Source organism: Roseateles sp. P5_E11 (assembly GCF_054049355.1).
Genome location: NZ_JBFUMO010000460.1, coordinates 1 through 4,718, shown reverse-complemented (window position 1 = coordinate 4,718; position 4,718 = coordinate 1). Strand labels below are relative to the sequence as shown.

At 67.5% G+C, this 4,718-nt stretch carries 5 protein-coding genes and 1 pseudogene; 2 read left to right on the top strand and 4 right to left on the bottom strand.

Features of this window, described 5'->3' with window-relative positions; genetic code table 11:
• Window positions 1–1,739 (top strand): hypothetical protein (locus ACXJKR_RS24570; RefSeq protein ID WP_457325045.1); only part of this gene is annotated, 1,739 nt, incomplete at its 5' end.
• 88 nt (window positions 1,740–1,827) lie between these two features.
• Here ACXJKR_RS24570 and ACXJKR_RS24565 read toward each other — a convergent pair.
• The 4 genes from ACXJKR_RS24565 to ACXJKR_RS24550 all read right to left on the bottom strand — a co-directional run bounded on the left by ACXJKR_RS24565 (window position 1,828) and on the right by ACXJKR_RS24550 (window position 4,306).
• A complete protein-coding gene (locus tag ACXJKR_RS24565; protein WP_457325044.1) occupies window positions 1,828–2,484 on the bottom strand; it encodes an energy transducer TonB in 657 nt (218 codons plus the stop codon).
• A gap of 145 nt (window positions 2,485–2,629) precedes the next feature.
• The gene (locus ACXJKR_RS24560) at window positions 2,630–3,292 is read right to left on the bottom strand and encodes a class I SAM-dependent methyltransferase (protein ID WP_457325043.1); all 663 of its coding nucleotides are present in this window, start codon (window positions 3,290–3,292) and stop codon (window positions 2,630–2,632) included.
• Window positions 3,289–4,110, bottom strand: a complete 822-nt coding sequence (locus tag ACXJKR_RS24555; protein ID WP_457325042.1) for a crotonase/enoyl-CoA hydratase family protein — start codon at window positions 4,108–4,110, stop codon at window positions 3,289–3,291. Before ACXJKR_RS24555 ends, ACXJKR_RS24560 begins: the two co-directional genes overlap by 4 nt.
• A 7-nt stretch (window positions 4,111–4,117) precedes the next feature.
• On the bottom strand, window positions 4,118–4,306 hold the full coding sequence (locus ACXJKR_RS24550) for an AbrB/MazE/SpoVT family DNA-binding domain-containing protein (protein ID WP_457325041.1): 189 nt from the start codon (window positions 4,304–4,306) through the stop codon (window positions 4,118–4,120).
• 61 nt (window positions 4,307–4,367) lie between these two features.
• Here ACXJKR_RS24550 and ACXJKR_RS24545 point away from each other — a divergent pair.
• Window positions 4,368–4,718, top strand: a pseudogene (locus ACXJKR_RS24545) (urease accessory protein UreE); the annotation flags it as partial.

Here is a 4,718-nt window from a genome sequence, read left to right as displayed (position 1 = left end):
TCCGGGCCGAAAGCCAGCGCTTCGTCGTGTACTCCGACGCCAACCAGGAAGACGTCACCCAGCTGCTGGACAACCTGGAAAAGCTCGACCATCTGCTGCGCCTGTACACCCGGCCTAATCATCAAACCAATGGCAAGGCCGACCAGCAGGAACCGAAGCTGACGCTGTACTACCACAGCCGGGTCTCGGCCCTGCGTGAGGTCGACGCCAGCGTGCCGGCCGATGCCGTGGGCCTGTACAGCAGTTGCGCTTCCGGCGTCCAGGGATTCGGCGTGCATCTGGAACGCGTCCCCAGCCTCGCCGACGAGCAACTCGACCGTTCACCGCTGGACGACACCCTGTCCTATGTCTTCGAGGCGTATGCGCGGCACTTCCTTTATCGCCACACGGACATCCGCGTCCCGACGTCGTTCGTCGACGGCTTTGCGCAGTACTTCTCCGCCGCGCGATTCTCGGAAAAGCAGATGGTGGTGGGCCGGGTGCCGAAGGAGATCGGTGGCTACCTGCGACTTGTCAGAGACAACCGGGTATCCAGCCTGGAATATGGCGACGTCCTGGAGGAGAAGCTCGCCAACGCCCACAACTATGCCGGACCGGGCGGGGCGCGCCTGGAGTTCGAGGCGAAGTCCTGGCTGTTGACGCACTACATGCTGTCCTCGGAAGAAAGGCGCCAGCGCCTGAACCGCTATCTCGGGCTCGTCGACCGCGGCGCCTCCCCGACGACGGCCTTCGAGCGGGCCTACGGCCTGAAGGCATCCGAGATCGGGCAGGTGATGTGGCGGTACAGCCTTCGGGGCACGGATGCCCTGCGTGTGGCACTCCCATCGCTGCCCGCCAGCCGGGTGAGGTTTCATGCGCTGCCCCGTGCGGCGGGCGAATTCGTGCTGGCGGATGCCGCCTTGAAGGCGTGCCCGAGCCGGCCAGCCGGGGAGGCGCTGTTGAAGAAGGTCGCAGGGCTGGCGGCGCAGTTCCCGAACGACGACCTGGCCCGCCTCACCTTGAGCCGGGCGCAGATYGACTGGGGCAACCCGCAGGACGCCCTGCCGGCGCTGAACGCCGTGCTGCAAGGGGAGGACGCCAATTTCGAGRCCCGCTATCTGCTGGGCATGGCGAACCTGCGCCTGGCCGAGCGCAACGAGGGCGATGCCAAGCGCGCCTATCTCCAGGCTGCTCAGGGCCACCTGCAGCGCGCCCGCGGCTTGAACCCGCAATCGCCGGAAGCTGCCTTGGCCGCCTTCAAGACCGAGGTGGCCGCCACGGATGCCCCGGACAGCGCAGCGCTGGAGGGTGTCATCTCGGCCTGGCAGACCGCACGCGAAGTCGACGCGCTCGCGCGCTCCGCTGCGCTGGCCTACGCCTATGCCGGCAATGCGGATGAGGCCCACCATACGCTCGTTTCGCTGGCGCAGAACGTGCGCGACGAGCCTTCGGCCCAATGGGCCAAGCAGTGGCAGGGCCGCCTCGAAGCGGGCGTGACCCGCGGCGACATCCTTGCGGAGATGCGTCGCAACCCAGCGCCCGACGCGCCGTTCAAGGAGTGGACCATCGACAAGAAGGACACGCTGCAAAGCGTGGAGTTCATCTCCAACGCGGAAGCCTCGGCAGCCTTCCTCGAGACCATGGCGCTTAGCGCTGGGAAGCCCGCGCAGCAGAGCCAACTGATTGCTGCCGCGCAGGGGCTGCGCATGGAAGCCATGAGGCGGCGCAAGCTCGCGCCGGACAGCACGAAAAGGAATTAGCCACGGGATTCAGCGCGGCGCGGCACGAGGGACGCTGGATGGCCAACGCACGCGGGCAGGCCCGCCCGTCCTAGCCAAAGCCGGCTTCTCAGTCCTTCAGGTTCCAGGTGATGGGCGTGATGCCGCGCAGCGTAACGGGCTTGCCATTCACCGTGCCGGGCGTGCCCTTGCAGGAAAGCACGAAGGTGACGGCCAGTCTGTCGAGCACCTTGTGCCTGCGTGACGGGCCGCTGGACTCGACCACGCGCGCTTCAGAGATGGCGCCGGAGATGTCCATCGTGAAGACGACCATCGTCGTGCCTTGCACGTCGATGTCGGGATAGGCCGGTGAGCCGCACTTGCTGAAGTCCAGTTGCAGCGGTGTGCGCACCAGCGCGCCTCCCGGCTGGCCCCGGCCTGGTTGTGGTGCCGCTTCAGTGCCCGCGCCAGGCGAAGGCTGGGGGATGGCTGCGGCGGCGACGGTCGTCTCCGGCGGCTGCGTCACCTGCACTTCGGGCGGCGGTATGAAGCGCGGCGGTGGGGGAGACAAGGTGGGCAGTGGCAGCAAGGCCATCTTCGGCGATGGCGGCGGCGGTGTTTCTGGTTGGATGAGCTTGATCTCCACAGGGGCCTGCCGGGCCACCTGGACGATGTGGTGCGCCAGGCCGCTGACCAAGACCCAACCCAGCACGAGATGCAGCAGCACCACGACGCCGATGCCGGTGAAGCGCCTGCCCGGGCGGTGCTGCCATTGAGCGAAATCCACGCGGTTCTCCCTGGGTGAACGAATCCGGTCGGCGGGCTGTCACAGCGGGCCTCGATCCACGCAGGAATTGTTGCCTGATCGGGTGCTGGAATGAACATCTGCGATGACGAGCCGCGTCGCAATGGCGAAGCTCTTCGCGACGCGCTCAGATCCGCCTGAACACCAGCATGTGCCAGCGCGTGTCGGTGCTGGCCAGCACCGCGTCGTTGACGCTGCTGCTCTCCAGCATCAGTCCCAACTCGGTGAGCTGCCGCTGCACCGTGGCCGGGGCGTGGTTGTGGAACCGACGGCCATCGGCGTCGCGGTCACCATTCAACTGGCCGGAGTTCATTTCCGGCAGGGCAATCAGCAGTGCGGGCCGGCAGCGGGCCACGTCGCCTGCGGCGAGAGGGCGAAGCTGCCGAGCGAGCGAAGCCAGTGCGCCGGGCAGGTCGGTGGGCGCGATGTGCATCAGCACGGCACTGCACGCCACGGCGTCGAAGCCCTGGGGGCAGCAGTCCGAGAAGGGCGTGCCCAGTTGGGGAAGGCTGGCGTCGCGCAGCCGTCCGGCAAGGCCGGGCCKCAGCCGCAGCGCGGTTTCGCGCATGGCGGCGTTGGGCTCCACGCCGAAGGCCTCGAACCCGGCCTGCTGCAGCGCCGCCACGTCCCGGCCCGAGCCCGAGCCGACGTCCAGCACCCAGGCGCCCGGCGGCAAAGCGGCTTCGAGAAGGGGCAGCATCGCGCTGCGACTGGCCTCGGTGGCGGCCAACTGGGTGGCGTAGCCGTCGTAGAACGTGGCGGTACCGGCGTCCGCTGCGTTCGCGCTCAATTGCGGAAAGAGGGCACCGCGCCCTTGCCGGCCATCATGGCCTTGGTCAGGTCCTCGCTCATCAACATCGCGGCGTTCCAAGTCGCGATGTAGTTGAGGCCGTCGGCCACCGAGTGGTCACGGGCGTAGTTCAGCTGCTCCTTGGTGCCGCGGATGGACAGCGGCGACTTGGACGCAATCGTCGCGGCGATCTCGCGCACGCCAACCCCAAGCGCCTCGCGGCTGTCGAACACGCGATTGACGAGACCGATCTCGCGTGCCTCGGCCGCCTCCACGCGCCGGCCCGTGTAGGCCAGCTCGCGCACCAGGCCCTGCGAGCCGATGAGCTTGGGCAGGCGTTGCAGCGTGYCGACATCGGCCACCATGCCGATGTCGATCTCCTTGATGGAGAAATAGGCGTCGCCGCTGCAGTAGCGCATGTCGGCGGCGCAGATCAGGTCGATGCCGCCGCCCACGCAGGCACCGTGGATGGCCGCGAGCACGGGCTTGCGGCAGCGCTCCAGGCTGGTGAGGGTGTCCTGCATGTCCAGGATGACCCGGCGCAGGCCCTCGCGGGTGCGGCCGTCGCAGGGGTCTTCGATCTGCGGGGCGATGCCCATCATCATGGCCAGGTCGATGCCCGCGGTGAAGTGCTTGCCTTCGCCTTCCAGCACGGCCACACGAGCTTCCGGCTGGCCGTCGATCCAGTCGAAGGCGCGGCGGATGTCCTGCCACATCGCCGCGTTCATCGCGTTGGCCTTGTCCGGCCGGTTCAGGCGGACGGTAGCGATGTGGTCCTGGACGGAGACGGTGAGGGTTTCGAGTGTGGGCGCGGTCATTGGGGAGTCAAGGTGGTGGAACGGAGTCGGGTTGCGGCTCGGTCATTGCGGCATTGGCTCGCGTGAGTCGAATGCCCGTGGGCGTCTCGGTCAGCAGCATGACGTCACCTTCGGCGAGATTCAGGCGCGTCAGCACGGCGTCGGGAAGCACAAAGCCGAGCGAGCCCTCGGCTTCTACGAGTTGAACGATGTCCATGCTTGCCGCTCCTGTGGGTGACCGCGTTGACAATACTAACCAGCTGCCCTCCGAAACCATCATGCACACCTTCTCCAAACGTCTCCCCCAAGGCGGTGGCCTTGCCGCCGTGCTGCTCAAGCGCTCTCCGGCTCTCGAACTCGATTGGGACACCCGCAGCAAGAGCCGATTCGGCGCGACTGACAGTTCCGGTCGCGAAGTGGCTGTGGTGCTGCCCCGCGGCACGGCGCTGCGCGGCGGCGACGTGCTTGTGGGTGAAGACGGCTCCCTGCTGCGCGTCATCGCCGCCCCCCAGCCCGTGCTGCAGGTGCGTTTCTGCGCAGAGCACGGCTCCGCATTTGATTTGCTGCGCGCCGCCTACCACCTCGGCAACCGCCATGTGCCACTAGAGCTGCAGGCCGAGCTGCTGCAG